General features: G+C 34.4%; 15 protein-coding genes. 13 read left to right on the top strand and 2 right to left on the bottom strand.

The features are described 5' to 3' along the window. Nucleotides 1-9: 9 nt before the first annotated feature. The 12 genes from Bho11B_RS04175 (at nucleotide 10) to mfd (ending at nucleotide 15,786) form a co-directional block, all read left to right on the top strand. Nucleotides 10-630, top strand: a complete 621-nt coding sequence (locus Bho11B_RS04175) for an NADH-quinone oxidoreductase subunit J (protein WP_035005849.1) — start codon at nucleotides 10-12, stop codon at nucleotides 628-630. Between the two features lie 13 nt (nucleotides 631-643). Further along, on the top strand, nucleotides 644-952 hold the full coding sequence (nuoK, locus tag Bho11B_RS04180) for an NADH-quinone oxidoreductase subunit NuoK (RefSeq protein WP_035005845.1): 309 nt from the start codon (nucleotides 644-646) through the stop codon (nucleotides 950-952). 6 nt (nucleotides 953-958) lie between these two features. Beyond that, on the top strand, nucleotides 959-2,923 hold the full coding sequence (gene nuoL / locus Bho11B_RS04185; protein ID WP_035005844.1) for an NADH-quinone oxidoreductase subunit L: 1,965 nt from the start codon (nucleotides 959-961) through the stop codon (nucleotides 2,921-2,923). Next, entirely contained in the window at nucleotides 2,923-4,392 is a 1,470-nt protein-coding gene (locus tag Bho11B_RS04190) for an NADH-quinone oxidoreductase subunit M (protein ID WP_035005843.1), read from the top strand. The genes nuoL and Bho11B_RS04190 overlap by 1 nt, the downstream gene beginning before the upstream one ends. Nucleotides 4,393-4,409: 17 nt before the next feature. Beyond that, entirely contained in the window at nucleotides 4,410-5,864 is a 1,455-nt protein-coding gene (nuoN, locus tag Bho11B_RS04195; RefSeq protein ID WP_035005842.1) for an NADH-quinone oxidoreductase subunit NuoN, read from the top strand. Beyond that, nucleotides 5,864-6,673, top strand: coding sequence for a biotin--[acetyl-CoA-carboxylase] ligase (locus tag Bho11B_RS04200; RefSeq protein WP_035005841.1), 810 nt, complete (start codon nucleotides 5,864-5,866; stop codon nucleotides 6,671-6,673). Before nuoN ends, Bho11B_RS04200 begins: the two co-directional genes overlap by 1 nt. Nucleotides 6,674-6,725: 52 nt before the next feature. Beyond that, complete coding sequence (locus Bho11B_RS04205; protein ID WP_078673741.1) at nucleotides 6,726-8,402, top strand: ribonuclease J; 1,677 nt, start codon at nucleotides 6,726-6,728, stop codon at nucleotides 8,400-8,402. A 227-nt stretch (nucleotides 8,403-8,629) separates the two neighbouring features. Beyond that, nucleotides 8,630-9,955: a proline--tRNA ligase gene (gene proS / locus Bho11B_RS04210; RefSeq protein WP_035005838.1), complete on the top strand. Its 1,326-nt coding sequence runs from the start codon at nucleotides 8,630-8,632 to the stop codon at nucleotides 9,953-9,955. Nucleotides 9,956-9,966: 11 nt separating this feature from the next. Beyond that, nucleotides 9,967-11,235 carry a lipoprotein-releasing ABC transporter permease subunit gene (locus Bho11B_RS04215; RefSeq protein WP_035005836.1) on the top strand — a complete coding sequence of 423 codons (1,269 nt, stop codon included), beginning with the start codon at nucleotides 9,967-9,969 and terminating at the stop codon, nucleotides 11,233-11,235. After that, entirely contained in the window at nucleotides 11,235-11,915 is a 681-nt protein-coding gene (locus Bho11B_RS04220) for an ABC transporter ATP-binding protein (RefSeq protein ID WP_035005834.1), read from the top strand. Before Bho11B_RS04215 ends, Bho11B_RS04220 begins: the two co-directional genes overlap by 1 nt. 73 nt (nucleotides 11,916-11,988) lie before the next feature. Next, the gene (locus Bho11B_RS04225; protein WP_078673742.1) at nucleotides 11,989-12,279 is read left to right on the top strand and encodes a succinate dehydrogenase assembly factor 2; all 291 of its coding nucleotides are present in this window, start codon (nucleotides 11,989-11,991) and stop codon (nucleotides 12,277-12,279) included. A 6-nt stretch (nucleotides 12,280-12,285) separates the two neighbouring features. Further along, nucleotides 12,286-15,786 (top strand): transcription-repair coupling factor, encoded by a 3,501-nt coding sequence (gene mfd, locus Bho11B_RS04230; RefSeq protein ID WP_078673743.1) that lies wholly within the window; start codon nucleotides 12,286-12,288, stop codon nucleotides 15,784-15,786. Nucleotides 15,787-15,810: 24 nt separating this feature from the next. Here mfd and Bho11B_RS04235 read toward each other — a convergent pair whose 3' ends face one another. After that, a complete protein-coding gene (locus tag Bho11B_RS04235) occupies nucleotides 15,811-16,014 on the bottom strand; it encodes a hypothetical protein (protein ID WP_078673744.1) in 204 nt (67 codons plus the stop codon). A gap of 349 nt (nucleotides 16,015-16,363) precedes the next feature. Here Bho11B_RS04235 and Bho11B_RS04245 point away from each other — a divergent pair, with 349 nt between their 5' ends. Next, nucleotides 16,364-16,804, top strand: a complete 441-nt coding sequence (locus Bho11B_RS04245; protein WP_153300955.1) for a hypothetical protein — start codon at nucleotides 16,364-16,366, stop codon at nucleotides 16,802-16,804. A 21-nt stretch (nucleotides 16,805-16,825) separates the two neighbouring features. Here the strand turns inward: Bho11B_RS04245 and Bho11B_RS04250 are convergent, their stop codons facing one another. Beyond that, entirely contained in the window at nucleotides 16,826-18,589 is a 1,764-nt protein-coding gene (locus tag Bho11B_RS04250; protein WP_245289467.1) for an extracellular solute-binding protein, read from the bottom strand. Nucleotides 18,590-18,915 lie beyond the last annotated feature (326 nt).

Genomic DNA, 18,915 nt, shown 5'->3' on the forward strand with positions numbered 1-18,915 from the left:
GGGAAGTCTATGCTAACAGGTCTAGCAGCGGCATTTTTCTATATTTTTGCTTTCATTATGCTTATAAGTGCGGTCATTGTTGTTGTCGCACGTAATCCTGTTCATTCAGTCTTATTTTTAATACTGGCATTTTTTAATGCCGCGGCTTTGTTTTTGCTTGCAGGAGCAGAATTTTTAGGACTTATCTTATTGGTTGTCTATGTTGGTGCTGTAGCAGTTTTATTTTTATTTGTAGTTATGATGCTTGATGTTGACTTTGCTGAATTAAAAAGTGGTACACTCAAATATGCTCCTATTGGTGCTTTTATTGGTATTATAATCGCTATAGAGCTTATTTTTGTTTTTATTAGCAACAGTTTTTTTCCAGTTTCAGGAGTTCATGCTACACAACCAACGCCAGATTTAACACAGCGAACAAATACTCAAGCACTAGGAGACATTCTCTATACAGATTATGTTTTCTACTTTCAAATCTCAGGATTAATTTTATTAGTTGCAATGATTGGCGCTATTGTTCTGACACTCCGTCACAGATCAGGAGTTAAACGACAGTCGATTGCAGTTCAAGTTGCGAGAACACCAGAAAGTGCAATTGAAATTAAAAAAGTTGAATCAGGTAAAGGTATTTAGCGGAAAGATTATTATGTACATTGATATTGTTCATTATCTCACTGTTTCTGTATTGATATTTACAATTGGCATTCTTGGTATTTTTTTAAATAGAAAGAATGTAATTGTTATTCTTATGTCAATTGAGCTTATATTGCTCTCGGTCAATCTTAATTTTGTTGCGTTTTCAGCTTTTCTTCATGATTTAGTTGGGCAAGTATTTTCTTTATTTATCTTGACAGTAGCAGCTGCTGAAGCAGCAATTGGTCTAGCAATTCTTGTTGTGTTTTTTCGTAATCGTGGTTCTATTGCGGTTGAAGATGTTAATGTGATGAAGGGCTGATACGTGATGTATTATATGATCGTTTTTCTTCCGCTTTTAGGTTTTTTAATTGCTGCAATAGGTGGAAAGACTATAGCTCCTCGTGCTAGTGAGCTGGTAACATCTAGCTTTATGATGATTGTTGCTGGGTTATCATGGATATCTTTTTTAAGTATGGCTTTTAATAATGCTTCAACAGTTGATATACCGCTATTGCAATGGGTAGTTATTGATAAATTAGTGTTTAATTGGTCTTTGCATGTCGATACATTGACAGCTGTTATGCTTGTTGTAGTGAATAGTGTCTCGGCATTAGTTCATATTTATTCAATTGGTTATATGCATCATGATCCTTCAAGGCCTCGTTTTTTTGCTTATCTTTCTTTATTTACATTTATGATGTTGATGTTGGTGACAGCCAATAATCTAATTCAAATGTTTTTTGGATGGGAAGGTGTTGGCCTTGTATCTTATTTGTTGATTGGTTTTTGGTTTCAGCGGGATTCTGCTAATAAGGCAGCAATGAAAGCTTTTGTAGTTAATCGTGTTGGGGATTTTGGTTTTCTATTAGGAATATTCAACATTTTTGTTTTATTTCAGTCAGTTAATTTTGTAGATATTTTTACAAAAGCTGCAGATAATAATTTTATAAAGGGTATGACGTTTTTAGGTGGTCATTTTGGGGGACAAACAGTAATTACTATTACATGTCTTCTTTTATTTGTTGGCGCTATGGGTAAATCAGCACAATTTCTTTTACATACGTGGCTTCCTGATGCGATGGAAGGACCAACTCCAGTATCTGCGCTCATTCATGCAGCTACAATGGTAACGGCTGGTGTTTTTATGATTGCGCGTATGTCACCGATTTTTGAACTTTCTCCGAATGCTTTAACAGTAATCATTATTATTGGGGCAACGACAGCATTTTTTGCTGCAACTGTGGGAGTCGTACAAAATGATATCAAGCGCGTTATTGCTTATTCTACTTGTTCACAGCTTGGTTATATGTTTGTTGGGTTAGGGGTTGGAGCATATGGAGCAGCCATTTTCCATCTTTTTACGCACGCTTTTTTTAAAGCCTTATTATTTCTCGGAGCAGGATCTGTAATTCATGCTGTTTCTGATGAACAAGATATGCGAAAAATGGGTGGATTATATAAACATATAAAAACAACTTATTGGATGATGTTTATAGGAACTATTGCCTTAACAGGCTTTGGAATTCCTGGAACTTTTTTTGGAACTGCAGGATTTTTTTCAAAAGATGCTATTATAGAATCTGCCTTTGCATCGCATAATATTGCGTCAGAATATGCTTTTTGGCTTCTTATTTTATCTGCTTTATTAACGAGTTTTTATTCTTGGCGGCTTATATTTATGACATTTCATGGCAAGACACGTGCAACCGTTGATGTTATGCATCATGTGCATGAATCAGCTCCAGTGATGTTAGTTCCATTATTTATTTTATCTATCGGAGCATTGTTTGCTGGTGTAATTTTCCAGCCTTATTTTTTTGGTGACTTTTATGATGCTTTTTGGAAAGGTGCATTATTTACGGGAAGTCATAATCATATTCTTCATGAAGCACACAATGTACCTGACTGGGTAAAATGGTCGCCATTTACAGCGATGATTCTTGGTTTTACCTTAGCGTATTTATTTTATATTCTAGTTCCTTCAATTCCTAAAAGAATTGCTGAATTTTTACCTATATTACACCGATTTCTTTATAATAAATGGTATTTTGATGAAGTTTATAATATTTTATTTGTTCGTTCTGCCTTGGGAATTGGTAACTTTTTTTGGAAAATAGGTGACAATAAGGTTATTGATGGTTTAGGCCCAAATGGCATTGCAGCACGTATTATTAACATCACAAATAAAGTTATTCGCATGCAAACAGGATATCTTTATCATTATGCATTTGCAATGCTGATTGGCGTGGCAACACTCATCACATGGATGATGATTAGGAGCTTAAATTGATGACCGACTGGCCTATTCTTTCTACTGTTACTTTTTTGCCGCTTGTTGGTGTGTTCCTGATTTTATTAATCAAGGATGATAGTGAAGCAGCAAAACGCAATATACGTAATGTAGCGTTTTTTACGACTGTGTTTGTTTTTATTATTTCTTTAGTTATTTGGGCAGGATTTGATACTACAAACTCTGATTTTCAGATGGTTGAGAAATTCCACTGGTTAGGTAGTGATATTAGTTATCATGTAGGTATCGATGGTATTTCTGTTCTTTTTGTTGTTCTTTCAGCTTTTCTTTTACCTTTCTGTATTTTAGCAAGTTGGAATACTATTCAAGATAGATTAAAAGATTACATGATTGCTTTTCTTCTTCTCGAAGTTGCAATTATTGGAGTTTTTTGTGCTCTTGATGCAATCTTATTCTATATCTTTTTTGAAGGTAGCCTTATTCCAATGTTTATTATTATTGGTGTTTGGGGTGGGGCGCGTCGTATTTATGCAAGTATGAAATTTTTCTTATATACTTTGCTTGGCTCAGTGCTCATGCTGGTTGCTATCATGGTTATGTATTGGGAAGCAGGAACACTTGATATACCAACTTTGTTAACCTACCAGTTTAATACACATATGCAGACGTGGTTGTGGCTTGCATTTTTTGCTTCTTTTGCTGTTAAAATGCCAATGTGGCCAGTTCATACATGGTTGCCTGATGCTCATGTGGAAGCACCAACAGCAGGCTCTGTTATTTTAGCTGGCGTATTACTTAAATTGGGCGGTTATGGTTTTATTCGTTTTTCATTACCAATGTTTCCTATTGCTTCAGCTGATTTTTCTTCTTTAGTTTTCACATTATCGCTAATTGCGATTATTTACACATCTTTAGTTGCACTTGTTCAAAGTGATATAAAGAAACTGATTGCTTATTCATCGGTGGCGCATATGGGATATGTAACGATGGGTATTTTTTCTGCTAATGAGCAAGGCATTCAAGGTGCTATTTATCAGATGCTATCGCATGGAATTGTTTCAGCGGCTTTATTTCTTTGTGTTGGAGTGATCTATAACCGCTTACATACACGTGAAATTTCAGCGTTTGGCGGTTTAGTAAATAATATGCCTAAATATGCTGTTGTTTTCTTGATTTTTACTATGGCAAATATTGGGTTACCTGGAAGTTCAGGATTTATCGGCGAGTTTTTAACTCTAATAGGTGTTTTCCAAGTTAATAAATTGGTTGCTGTTTTTGCTACAACTGGCGTTATTTTATCAGCAGCTTATGCACTTTATCTTTATCGGCGCATTGTTTTTGGCTCTTTAGAAAAAGAAAACTTGAAAGTTCTTCTTGATCTATCACCAATAGAGAAATTCACCCTTTATCCAATGGTTATTCTCACAATATTTTTTGGTGTTTATCCAACACCAATTTTTAAAACAACAATGTCTGCGGTAGAATCTTTGATCAACCAGCTGCACTAAATAAAAGATGAACGCTCATGCAAACTGAAATAATAACTCAATTAGTGTTAATTCTTCCTGAGATTTTAATTGCCTTGGGAGGAATAGCACTGCTCTTAATCGGCGTTTATTCTAGAGCGCATTCATATTTAACTGTTACAGGTTTAGCGATTGCTCTTCTTATTGCAACTATTATTATCGTGATGATCTTTCCAAAAAGCGGTTTTTTTTGCACAGATGCGCTCATCATTGATTCTTTTAGCCGCTATATGAAAATTTTAACGCTTATTGGCGCATTATTTGCTCTCATTATGTCTGTTTCTTTTACCTGTGCTCAAAAATTTGATATATTTGAATTTCCAGTATTGGTTCTGTTTGCAACCCTTGGTATGATGTTCATGATTTCAGCAGGTAATATGCTGTCTCTTTATATGGGGTTAGAGCTACAATCTTTATCTTTATATGTTTTAGCTGCTATTAATCGTAATAATGTTAAATCTTCTGAAGCAGGATTAAAATATTTTGTTTTAGGTGCATTGTCTTCAGGATTACTTCTTTATGGTATTTCATTACTTTATGGTTTTACTGGCCAAATTAGCTTTCATGAAATTGCATTGGCTTTAAAAGGTGAGGTTTTGCAGTTAGGTGTTATTTTTGGAATTGTGTTTATTTTAGCTGGTTTGGCTTTCAAAATTTCTGCAGTTCCATTTCATATGTGGACACCTGATGTTTACGAAGGCGCGCCAACACCTATTACAGCGTTTTTTGCTGGTGCCCCTAAAGTTGCAGCAATGGCGTTAATTATTCGTATAATTGTTGTTGCTTTTATTCCATTTGATAACGCTGATAACCTTATGCCTGCATGGCAGCAAATTATAGTATTTATAGCGATTGCATCAATGATATTAGGTGCATTTGCTGCAATTGGTCAAAGTAATATTAAGCGTCTAATGGCTTATTCATCGATTAGTCATATGGGATATGCTCTTGTTGGGTTAGCTGCAGGAAATGTACTTGGGGTAAAAGGTGTTATCATTTATATGACCATTTATCTTGTTATGACACTTGGTTCGTTTTCTTTCATTCTTAGTATGCGGTCGCATGATGGAAATGTTGAAAATATTTATGATCTTGCAGGATTGGCAAAAACAAATCCGTTTATGGCTATTATTATGACAATACATCTTTTTTCGTTAGCAAGTATACCACCTATGGCAGGTTTTTTTGGAAAGTGGTATACATTTTCTGCAGCTGTTCATGCAGGTCTTATTCCGCTTGCTGTCGTTGGTGTATTGGCTTCTGTGGTTAGTGCTTTTTATTATTTGCGTGTCATCAAAATTATGTGGTTTGATGATGCAAAAGCTGGCTTTATTTCTTTATCAAGCGAACTTAAGTTTTGTCTTACTTTTTCTGCATTGTTCATTTTATTTTATGTGTTTTTTGGAATTGTATTTTCTGAATTGGCAGAACAAGCAGCTGCAGCATTGTTTTAGTGAATATGGTTTATGTGTTGTCAGACTTTGCAAAAAAACAAGGGTATGATATTGAATCATATGAAAGTGTTGACTCAACAAATCTTGTTGCACAGCAAAAGGCACATTCTGGACATCACGGGTATCTTTGGATTGTTGCGAATGAACAAACACAAGGAAGAGCTAGAAGAGGAAGAATATGGAGTAGTCCAAAAGGAAATCTTTATTCTAGCCTTTTATTAATTGATGATATTATCCATCAGACTGCTGCTCAACTTAGTTTTGTTGCTGGAGTAAGTATGTTAGAGGCTGTCAAACAATTTATAAAGAATGAAAAGCAAGCTAACGACATTATTAGTTTAAAATGGCCGAATGATATTTTACTTAAAGGAGCTAAAAGCTGTGGGATTTTACTTGAACTTTTCAAACTAACTCCGCAAAAATATGCATTAGTTATTGGTATTGGTATGAATGTAGAATACCATTATGAAGATGCGCCGTATCCAACCTCAAGTATAAAGAATATTGGTTTAAATATTGATAAAGAACAATTGTTTACCGCTCTGACGCAATATTTTGCTGAAAATTATCTTCTTTGGAAACAACCCTATGGATGTGATACAATTCGTAAAAAATGGCTTTTATATTGTTCTCATCTTGGACAACACATTACAGTAAATAGCGATGAAAGGATCATTGAAGGTATTTTTGATGGTCTTGATTGTGATTTTAACTGTATTGTAAAACAAAAAAATGGTCAGCGGGCAATCATAACATCTGGAGATGTTCATTTTGGTTTAGCTGCTTCTGCTGATGTAGATTGTAATTGACTTATAAAGTTTTATTTCAGCATGAGTTATCTTAATAATTTAGGAGACATTTATGACTGTTGCCAATAAGAATGAATTGGTTTTTTTACCTTTAGGAGGAGTTGGAGAAATAGGAATGAATCTAGCTGCCTATGGATTTGGTCCTAAAGATTGTCGTGAATGGTTACTTGTTGATATGGGAGTTAGTTTTGCAGGTCCTGAATTACCTGGAGTAGATCTTATTTTGCCAGATATTCGTTTTTTAGAAAATGAAAAACATAATGTCTGTGGTCTTATTTTAACACATGCTCATGAAGATCATTATGGTGCTGTTCTTGATTTATGGCCAAAGCTTAAAATTCCAATTTATTGCACTTGTTTTACAGCTGGATTATTAGAGAGTAAAAGACAGTCAGATTTTGAATTTCATGAAATTCCAGTTAATATTTTTCAATCTGGCGATTGCTTTCAGGTTGGACCATTTTCAATCGAAGCTATTTCTGTTAATCATTCGATTCCAGAAGCAGTTTCTTTAGCTATTACAACATCTTTAGGAAATGTGATTCATACTGGGGATTGGAAAATTGATCATACGCCTTCACTTGGGCCTATAACAGATGAAGAACGGTTTCGGACTTTGGGGAATAAAGGTGTATTAGCCTTATTATGTGATTCCACTAATGCACTTCAAGATGGTATATCACCATCGGAACAACAAGTTCAGGAAAGTATTTCTGAAATTATTTTGAAAGCTAAAGGTCGAATTGCTATTACAACTTTTGCCTCTAATATTGGCCGTATACGCTCAATTGCTCTTGCTGCAGAATCTGTTGGACGTCAAGTTCTTTTGGTAGGACGTTCTTTAAAGCGTAGTGTTATGGTCGCACAAGAGCTTGGTTATATGGATGATATAGCACCATTTATAACAGAAGAAGATTATAGCCATATTCCACCCCAAAATATTGTTTTGGTAGTAACTGGTAGTCAAGGTGAACCACGTGCTGCATTAGCAAAACTCTCACGAAATGAAATGAAAAATATCACTCTCTCTCCTGGTGATACAATTATTTATTCATCACGTAATATTCCAGGTAATGAAAAAGCTATTATTGATATACAAAATCGTTTTATTGATCAGGGTATTAACATTATTACCAATCGAGATGCTCTTGTACATGTTTCAGGTCATCCCCGTCGTTCAGAACTTTTACAAATGTATGATTGGACAAAACCACAGATCCTTATTCCTGTACATGGTGAAGCGATACATCTTACAGCTCAAGAAACTTTAGCACAACAAGTTGGCATAAAAACTGTTGCTGGAATTAGAAATGGTGATATATTTCGTCTTGCACCAGAACCAGTAGAAATTATTGATCAAGTCGCTGTTGGTCGTATTTATAAAGATGGTTTTCTGCTTGGTAATGAAGATGAATTAGGAATTCGTGAGCGTTGCAAGTTAAGTTATGTTGGTCATGTTTCTGTTTCTCTTCACATGAATAGTAAGCATGATTTAATTGATGATATTGGTCTTATAATGTTTGGTCTTCCTAAAAGCGATAGGGCAGGGGAATTATTAGAAGATATTCTTCTAAATGTTATTGAAAATGCCATTAATAATATTCCGCGTGCAAAAAGAAAAGATAATGAACTTATCCGAGAAGCTGCGAGGCGTGCAGTAAGAGCAGCTGTTAATAAGATTTGGGGGAAAAAGCCTATTTGTGTAGTTTTTTTACATCGTTCAAAATAAAAGTATTTTAATATTCGATTATTTTTTATAAAAAGAAGATAAAACTATTTCAATTAGCTCATTGTACAAATACGGACTTCACACTTTTTATGTAAGTGCAGTTAAAGAAAAGATAGAAGATAATATTTCAATATTATTATCATATTTGCAAGCCTTCAGAATATAGCTATAAATACCACTTGTAAATTGCTGTAATTTGATAAGTCTAATTAGGAGTAATAGTTTTAATGCGTCTTTCTCAATATTTTCTGCCTATTTTAAAAGAGAGTCCTAAGGAAGCAGAAGTTATTTCACATCGATTTATGTTGCGAGCTGGTATGGTACGTCAACAGACATCAGGAATTTATTCTTGGTTACCATTAGGTAAAAAAGTTCTTGACAAGATTTGTAAGATTATTCGTGAAGAACAAGAACGAGCTGGAGCTTTAGAAATATTGATGCCAACGATTCAATCTGCTGATCTTTGGCGTGAAAGTGAGCGTTATAATGATTATGGTCTTGAAATGTTACGCATTAGAGATCGTCAAGATCGTGATTTACTCTATGGTCCGACTAATGAAGAGATGGTAACAGATATTTTCCGTTCATACGTTCGTTCTTATAAAGATCTTCCACTAAATCTCTATCATATTCAATGGAAATTTCGTGATGAAATTCGTCCACGTTTTGGTGTGATGCGCGCACGCGAATTCTTGATGAAAGATGCTTATTCTTTTGACCTTGATTATGCGAGTGCAAAAATATCCTATAATCGTATGTTTGTTGCTTATTTACGCACTTTTTCTCGTGTTGGCTTAAAAGCAATTCCTATGCGTGCTGATACAGGTCCAATTGGCGGTGAGCTTAGTCATGAATTTATTATTTTAGCCAAAACAGGTGAAAGTTCTATATTTTGTGACAAAAGATTTCTTGAATTTACAGTTCCATCTGTTTCAATTGATTTTACCGATAAGGATGTTTTAGCTGATATTGTTAGACAATGGACATCTTTATATGCTGCAACAGAAGAAATGCATAATGAAGAAGAGTGGAGTAAAGTCTCTGACAGTAATAAGCTCTCAGCGCGTGGTATTGAGGTAGGACATATTTTTCATTTTGGTACAAAATACTCTGCTCCAATGGGGGCAAAAGTTATGGGACAAGATGGAAAAGAGCACTTTGTTTCTATGGGATCTTATGGGATTGGACCTTCGCGTCTTGTAGCGGCAGTCATTGAGTCTTCTCATGATGAACATGGTATTATTTGGCCAAAATCAATCGCACCATTTGATTTTGGTATCATCAATATGAAACCAGATGATGAAAAATGTAGTTATATATGTGAAACTCTTTATCAGGGGCTTATACGTAGTGGTTTTGATCCACTGTTAGATGATACGAGTGAGCGTCCTGGATCGAAATTTGCAACAATGGATTTGATTGGTTTGCCGGTACAAATGATTATTGGTCCTAAAAATGCTACACAAAATGAAGTTGAAATTAAAGATCGAAAAACAGGTCTTAGAGAAGTTTTAACGGTTGAAGCTGTGCTAAACCGATTTTCGGTAATTTGATGGGCAATATCATGACTGTTTTGAGGAATAAAGGATTTTCATCTTATGAATGGATGATTGCTTTCCGTTATATGATTCCTAATAAAAAACATATGTTTACATCTATTATTTCAATTATTTCTTTAATTGGAATTATGTTAGGAGTTTTTGCTTTAGTTGTTGTTATGGCAGTTATGAATGGTTTTCGGACAGAACTCCTCAATCGTATTTTAGGAATGAATGGGCATCTTATTGTACAAACCATTGATTCCAATTTTACTGATTATAATACTCTTATTTCTTCTCTGGAATCTATCAAGGATATAAAATTAGTTCTTCCGATTATTGAAGGACAAGCTCTTGTCCAGGGTAATGTCGAAAGAGGAACTGGTGCTTTAGTTCGTGGTGTACGTCAAAAAGATTTGATGAAACTGAAAACAGTCGCTCAAAATATTATCTCAGGTACACTCGCTCAATTTGATAAAGAAGAAGGCATTGCAATTGGAAGTGGTTTGGCAGAAAAATTGGGTCTTACAGTTGGAAGTCATCTGCGCATCATTACACCAGATGGTGATGATACGCCCTTTGGAGTTACGCCACGTGTCAAAGCTTATAAAGTCGTTGCTATCTTTGAAGTTGGCATGTCAGAATATGATTCAATATTTGTTTTTATGCCTCTTCATGAAGCACAAATTTTCTTTAACTTAGAGGAAAAAATTCAATCTTTAGAGTTATTTCTTAATGATCCTGATGCTATTGATCAAGTAAAACCGGTGATAGAAAAAACAGTTAATCAACAAATTCATTTAATTGATTGGCGTACGCAAAATCAGTCTTTTTTTTCAGCATTACAAGTTGAACGAAATGTTATGTTTTTTATTCTCTCTCTTATTATTCTCGTTGCGGCTTTGAATATTATTTCAGGCTTAATAATGCTTGTAAAAGATAAAAGCCATGATATTGCAATTCTGCGTACAATGGGAGCGGATCAAAGTGCGATTATGCATATATTTATTACCACTGGCATGGTAATTGGACTTATTGGAACGATATTGGGTTTAATTTTAGGAATTATAGTTACTATAAATATTAATCATATTCAGGACTTTATATCTTGGCTGTTTAATGTCGATGTTTTTAATCCCCAGCTTTATTTTTTAGCAAAGTTGCCCGCTCGAATTGAGTGGGGACAGATTGCTATGGTAGTTATGATGTCTTTGTTTTTATCTTTTCTTGCGACTCTTATTCCAGCATGGCGTGCTGCTAAATTAGATCCTATACAAGCGTTAAGGTATGAATGATGTCTACTGTTTTAGAACTTGTTGAGATTGAGAAACATTTTGTTGATAATAACAAACCTTTAGTTATTTTGAATAAAGCCAATTTTGTTCTAAAACGTGGAGAAATTGTAGCACTTGTAGCACCATCTGGTTCTGGAAAATCAACATTTCTTCATATCGCAGGATTATTAGAAAGACCAACAGCTGGCGATATTTTGTTACGAGGTATTTCTTGTGCAAAACGTTCTGATGGTGAACGCACAGCAATCAGACGAAATGATATTGGTTTTGTCTATCAATTTCATCATTTACTACCAGAATTTACGGCTTTAGAAAATGTTATGATTCCTCAAATGATTGCAGGATTGAAAAAATCTATTGCAGAAGATCGTGCCTTTAAATTATTAAGCTATCTTCGCGTTGCTCACCGCGCTAAACACCGTCCATCAGAACTATCGGGGGGGGAGCAACAACGTGTTGCAATTGCGCGTGCTGTAGCAAATGCGCCTTCTGTACTTTTAGCTGATGAGCCTACAGGAAACCTTGATCCTACAACTTCAGCATATGTATTTCAAGCTCTATCAGTACTTGTGCGCCAATCTGGTCTTGCTGCCCTTGTTGCCACACACAATTATGGTTTAGCCAAACAGATGCATCGTCGAATTACAATTAAAGAAAAAAAAATTATTGAACTTCCTTAATATTGAGATACAAATTTATTCTAAAAAAATAACAGTGTAGTGTATGTTTATTTTTGTCTGTTAGGAGATTTTTATGACAAATTTAGCCATTGATGAAAATCGATTGGATTCACGTCGTCGCCGATTGATTTTTCGTGCATGGCACCGAGGTATTCGTGAAGTAGACTTGATTTTGGGCCAATATGTTGATGCACATATTGCCAAGATGAGTGATCAAACAGTTTCTGAACTTGAATATATTATGTCTTTTGAAGATCGTGATTTATTAGGGTGGATTACAAGAGAAGTTTCTATACCACCTGAGGTAGATAGTGCACTTTTTCGCGATATTATAAATTATTGCTCTCGTATAAATTTTAATTAAATCAAAATGGCTATATTAAAAAAAATTGTTATTCCTCCAAATACGCCTAGTGGTATGATTTTTGATGGTGTTGTTGATGGATTTGAAGCTTTTGCACTTGCTAAATTAAGTGCAGAAATTGCTCAAGATAAACCACTTGTTTATGTTGTTCGTGATGGAACAAAAATGGCTTATTTACAGCAAGCTTTAAATTTCATTGAACCTAATTTATCTGTTTTTCAGTTTCCGGCATGGGATTGTTTACCTTATGATCGCGTATCACCTGGAATAGCTATTACTGCACGTCGTCTTTCAGCTTTGGCTCATATGTCAGATCTGCGTAAAAATCCACGGTTTTCAATCATATTAACAACAGCTAATACAGTTATTCAAAAACTACCACCTTGTGCAATGATTGATGATCAAATTATCCATGTGCGTATTGGTCAATGTATGGATATGACATATTTAATTCATTATTTAGAACATAATGGCTTTGAACGTGTTGCAACTGTACGTGATATTGGTGAATTTGCTGTAAGGGGAGGAATTATTGATATTTTTTCTCCTAGTTATACGGAACCTTTTCGTCTTGATTTTTTTGGCCAAACTTTAGAAACCATTCGCGTATTTGATCCAGAGACGCAACGAACAATAGCGAATAAAACAGAATTATTTTTACAGCCGATGAGTGAAATTACTCTCACTCCTGAGTTTATTAGCCGATTTAAAAGCAATTATATTCGTTCTTTTGGGGTACCCAAAAAAAGTGACATGCTTTATGAGGCTATTTCTCAAGGGAGGCGTTTTTCAGGTATGGAGCATTGGCTCCCATTGTTTTATGAAAATCTCAATAGTTTTTTTGATCACTGTGGTAATCTGCCTGTTGTTTTTGAGCATCTCATAGAAGAAGCTCTCATTGAACGATATCGTCTTATTGTAGATTATTATAATGCGCGCAAAGAACGCGAAAATAATCAAGAGAATGATGTTTCTTATCATCCAATAGAGCCTAATCTTCTTTATTGGACACCCGAACAAGTTTTAACATGTGTAGAGCAGTGTGGTTTGCGTATTGATTTTACACCTTTTAATATTTCACGAACACTGAAACAGACAGTTATTCATACAAATGCTACACAGGGCTATGATTTTATAAAAGAACGTAATGCTCCAGATAAAAATGTTTTTTCAAGTGTAGTTGATCACATTGCTTCATTGCGATCTTCTGGTAAGAAAGTACTTTTGGCTTTTTGGAGTGAAGGATCTATGGATCGTTTACTGCAAGTTCTTGATGAACACGGTTTACAAAAAGTAGAAATTGCAAAATCATTGCAAACCGTAAAAGCAACACCGCGTGATCGGATTTTAGCTGCTGTTTTAATGATAGAGCATGGCTTTGAAATTGAAGATTTTGTTGTCATAGCGGAACAAGATATCCTTGGTGATCGATTAGTAAGATCACCAAAAAAGCGTAAAAGTAATGCGCATTTTATTTCTGAAATTGCTTCCTTAAATTCTGGTGATATCGTTGTACATGTTGATCATGGTATTGGACAGTTTATTGGTCTCAAAACTATCATGACAACAGGGATTTTACGTGATTGTTTAGAAATCAATTATGCTGGAGACGATCGGCTATTTTTACCCATTGAGAATATTGAACTTTTATCTCGTTATGGATCAGAAAGTACAAATGTCACGTTGGATAAATTAGGAAGTGTTGGATGGCAAACACGTAAAGCACGCCTTAAAAAGCATTTATTAAAAATTGCTGGTCAATTGATCTGTATAGCTGCAGAACGTGCGACGCGTTCAGCACCTACTCTAACTCCACCAGTAGGGCTCTTTGATGAATTTGTTGCATGCTTTCCTTATGAGGAAACAGATGATCAAATGGATGCTATTAATGCTGTTTTAGATGACTTAGCATCAGGAAAACCAATGGATCGTTTAATCTGTGGTGATGTAGGTTTTGGCAAAACAGAAGTTGCTATTCGCAGTGCTTTTGTTGCAGCATTAAATGGTTATCAAGTTGCTGTTGTTGTGCCTACAACTTTACTTTCACGACAACATTACAAAACTTTTCTTGCTCGTTTTCAAGGGCTACCGGTTAAGATTGCTCATTTGTCAAGGCTTGTAAAAGCGAGAGAATTGGCGCAAATTAAAAAAGGTATTTCAGAGGGTACGATCGACATTGTTATTGGAACACATGCATTACTCAATGATTCAGTGAGTTTTTCACGATTAGGACTTCTTATCATTGATGAAGAACAGCACTTTGGAGTAAAACATAAAGAGCGTCTAAAAGAATTAAAAAGTGATATTCATGTTCTTACACTTTCAGCGACTCCTATACCAAGAACATTAAGTCTTGCTTTATCGGGGCTACGTGAACTTTCATTAATTACAACCCCACCTATCGATAGAATGGCTGTACGTACTTTTATTTCACCTTTTGATTTGATGGTTATACGCGAAACATTATTACGTGAATATTATCGAGGTGGACAGAGTTTTTATGTGTGCCCGCGTATTTCTGATCTTTCTTATGTAGAAGAATATCTCAAAACGCATGTGCCTGAAATTAAATTTGTTATAGCACATGGACAAATGCCAGCTGGACAACTTGATGATATTATGAATGCGTTTTATGATGGGCAATATGATGTATTACTTTCAACTACTATCATTGAATCAGGTCTCGATATTCCAACAGCCAATACATTAATTGTACATCGTGCTGAAATGTTTGGTCTTTCTGCACTCTATCAGTTGCGTGGTAGAGTAGGGCGTTCAAAACAACGTGCTTATGCACTTTTTACTTTCCCTTCTGGTAAAGTTTTACTTCCTGCAGCAGATCGTCGTCTTAAAGTTTTGCAGTCCCTTGATACATTAGGTGCAGGTTTTCAACTGGCTAGTCATGATATGGACATTCGAGGTTCAGGTAATTTATTAGGTGAAGAACAATCAGGACACATCAAAGAAGTTGGGTTTGAACTCTACCAAAAAATGCTTGAAGAAGCCGTTGCTGAATTAAAAGATGGCCAACATGAGAGAGATAATCAGTGGTCACCTCAAATTTCTCTTGGTACAGCAGTGATCATACCAGAAAATTTTGTACCTGATTTATCATTGCGTATGGGGCTTTATCGTCGTTTAACAGAACTTGATAATATAGAACAAATTGATGAATTTGGAGCTGAATTAATTGATCGCTTTGGTCCTTTGCCACTTGAGGTTCAACACCTACTTAAAGTTTTTTACATCAAAATATTATGTCGAAAAGCACATGTGGAAAAAATAGATGCTGGACCAAAGGGGATTGTTATACAATTTCGCAATAATTACTTTGAAAATGGTATTGCTCTTGTTCAATGGGTTGAGAAACAAGGATCAATGGCAAAAATTCGACCAGATCAAAGCATTGTTTTTATTCGTGATTGGACTAAAGTAAATGAAAGACTTGTTGGTGTAGCAAATATTATGACACAGCTTGCAGAAATGGCAACAAAATGTTCTGCTTAATTTAAATTAAAAATTTTTTTATACTCATTTTACTTTACATATTATTCTAATAATATATTTATTATTTATATTGATGCTCTCATCAAGAGTTAAACCAGAAAGGGATTGCTTTAGGGATTGTTTTAGCGATTCTTTACTTAAAATAGCCTCAGCATAAGCATACTTTACTCTAAATATTATACTGAGTAACAAAAGAGCTATAATTAATAATTTTTTTGTAATAATCATATTATATTTATTTCTTTTTAAATTATTTAAGGAAATTATTACAATATTAAGAGATTCAAATATCTTATAGAGCAACAGAAAATTATTCAGAATGAAAATGATTCTCTTCAAAAAGAAAATGACTTTTTACGAATATAATTCGTGAAAAGAGAGCTAAAAATTCTCCTATACCTGAACATATTTTTGATGACAAAAATAAAGTTTTAAATAAAATAACTAATCTTTTATCAGAAAGTATGGTGATTTTTCATGAAATAGAGATTGTGCGCTCACTGTTAGAAAAGCGTGTTATAGCAAAAGAATATGTAACAGGAGAATATGAAGAAAAACAGATTAAAGCACTAAAATATTGGAACAAATTTCAGTCAGAAAAGATGACACAGGCGTTTTCTTATTTGGAGCTGTATCAGTCTGCCCTTGTGTGCAAAACACAAGAAGATGTATTAAAAAAAGTGATATAGGGCCTGTACTGCGTGAAAATTTCTCTTGGAAAGACGAAGACTTTAGTTGGGCAAAAGATGCGATCGCTTTAAGTCCCGCATTAAAAAATGAATTCAGGACTCTATATGAAGGTTTTCTTTCCTCTGATTTTAAAAAAGAAGTGCTGAGTACTATAAAAAAGTTCACTACAGGTGATGAATCTTGGTATTTTCAACACCTAAAAGAAATTCCTTCAGAGTGTAAAGCTTACAAAGAGATACACAATATAATGCTTCCAAACAAGAGAAAAAGTATTATACATCGCATATACTTTTATATTGATACTTTTATTTTGCAATATTTTTCATAGGCCGTTTTCATTTATATTTTTTTACTCACGCCACCAAGTTTGAAGACGATAGCCATATAATGATGTATAAGTAGGATGTTTAAGATATGACCATCTTGCTACCCATTGTTCAGGTAAATGATAAAGCGGTATATAATAACTGCCAGAAATCAAAATTCTATCTAAAGCACGTACAGCTGCAATAAATTCAGCATCTGAGCGTGCATCAAGTATTGCTGTTATCATAACATCTATAGCAGGATCAGAAGTTCCTGCAAAATTAAAACTTCCTTTCAAATTTCGAGAAATAGAAGCCCACCGATTTATTTGTTCATTGCCTGGCGACAGAGAATTTTTTAATTTGCCAATAATCATATCATAATCAAATGTTCCTAAGCGATTTTGATACTGACTATCATCAACAGTTCTTATCTCAACATCAATACCAAGCCGCGATAAAGTACTCTGAAATGCAAGGGCGACTTTCTCTTCTTCAAATGTTTGAGTCATAATCTCAAATTTAAAAGGTAAACCATCAGGAGTAATAGCTTTATTGTTTTTTCTAGTAAAACCTGCTTCTTGTAGAAGCGCCCAGGCTTTTTGAGCAGATTGACGCTCCATGCCTGATCCATCTGTTTTAGGAATATGCCAATGTCCGTTCATGACTTCAGGAAGAACAGCATCAGGGTAAGGTGCTAAAAGTTCTTTTTCTTTTTCACTTGCTGGTTTTCCAACAGATGAAAGAACAGACCCATCCCAATAACCTTCTGTTCTGGCATAGATATTATTAAAAAGGCGATTATTAATCCATTCAAAATCAAAAAGCATTGAAAGTGCTTGTCGTACTTTTCTATCTTTAAAAATGGAACGGCGTGTATTAAAAACAAAACCAATAAGATCGGCAGGTGTACCTTTCGAAAAATTTTCTTTTATAACTCGCCCTTCGCGAACAGCTGGAAAATTGTAAGAAAGCTGCCAGCGATTTGGATTGGTTTCAATGAAAATATCAATGAGACCTTTTTTAAAAGCTTCAAAGTGTGCAGTATCATTGCGGAAATACTCTATTTGAATGGTATCAAAATTATTTAGTCCTTTATTAACAGGAAGATCTTTGCCCCAATAGTCAGGATTGCGTTTGTAAATAATTCGTTCACCTGGATCAACATGCTCAATAATATAAGGGCCACTTCCAGGAATTTTAACTAAACCGTTTTTTTCAAAATCATCAACATTAATAGCGTGTTTTGGTAATATTGGCATTACACTTGCCAAAAGAAGTGGAAATTCACGATCTTTAGAGTTTGGAAAACGCATTTTAATACCATGAGAACCAATTTTTTCTATAGATTCTATGCGTTTCATATATCGATCAAAAGGTGGTCTTCCTTTATCTTTAAGCAGATTAACTGTGAATAAAACATCTTCGACTGTTATAGATTTTCCATCTGAAAAACGAGCTTTTGGATTAAGAAAGAAAGTAATTTCAGTACGTTCATCATTTAATTCAACTTTTTCTGCAAGAAGACTATATAGCGTAAAGGCCTCATCACGGGAACGTACCATCATTGTTTCATAGATAAGACCAGAAAATTGTTCATTAGCCACAAGACCTTGTGCAGTTGTACGAAAACTACGAATGACGAATGGATTTAGTCCATTAAATGTTCCAACAACTCCATAGGTAATTTTTCCTTTTTTATTTGCATTAGGATTAGCATAAGGAAAATAGTCAAAATTATCAGATAGTTTTGGTAATCCATGCATAGCAATACCATGTGCTATAGCATTATGACAACAAAAGAACATTACAAAGGTAAGAAAAAATTTAAGATAATGAGCGCTATAGCACGACATAGAATTTTATTTTCATTATAATTTAGCGATGATTCTTTAATATATTTCAAAGATTAGGATATTTTGTGTATTACTGTGAAAAAAAAGCCAATAAGATAAAAAATATGCTATATATAGTATATAAAAAGTTAATTAGTTATTCAATGAGCTTTACTTATTCTATATTTTAGTTTTTTCTTTGTGCTAAAGTAAGAAAATAGAGAAATACCATTCTATAATTTAATTATACTTTATTGAAAATTATATTTAATGTCCTATCTGGAAGTTATTATATTTTA

The organism is Bartonella sp. 11B, assembly GCF_002022625.1.
Lineage (GTDB): Bacteria > Pseudomonadota > Alphaproteobacteria > Rhizobiales > Rhizobiaceae > Bartonella > Bartonella rochalimae.